The organism is Mesorhizobium sp. M1D.F.Ca.ET.231.01.1.1 (assembly GCF_003999155.2).
Taxonomy (GTDB): Bacteria; Pseudomonadota; Alphaproteobacteria; order Rhizobiales; family Rhizobiaceae; genus Mesorhizobium.
Window position 1 is genome coordinate 1 of record NZ_RZOZ02000197.1, and the last position, 312, is coordinate 312.

1 pseudogene is annotated in these 312 nt (G+C 69.6%); it reads left to right on the forward strand.

Annotated elements, in window-relative coordinates:
* Positions 1 to 286: pseudogene (locus EN874_RS32945) on the forward strand (gfo/Idh/MocA family oxidoreductase); the annotation flags it as partial.
* Between the last annotated feature and the right edge of the window lie 26 nt (positions 287 to 312).

Sequence of the window (312 nt, forward strand, 5' to 3'; positions counted from 1 at the left end):
GAACGGCTCGGTGATCGCGAAGACCTTCAATCCCTGGTACTTCCGCGCCAGCGAGGTCGACATCTTCCACGAGAAGGATGCGACGTCGCGCAAGCCGCTCGGCGCCGACGGCCACTTCTTCCGCCGCCAGCTCGAGGGCCTGGCCGACACCGTGCTCGACGGCAAGCCGCAGCGTGGCGCCACCGTCGAGGATGGGCTTGCCTCGATCCGCGCCATGGTGGCGATCGCCCGCTCGGCCGAAAGCGGCGAACGCGTCGAGCTCGCCGGCGTGGCGGGAGCGGTCTGATGCAGGTCGGGGTGTTCGCCAAGACC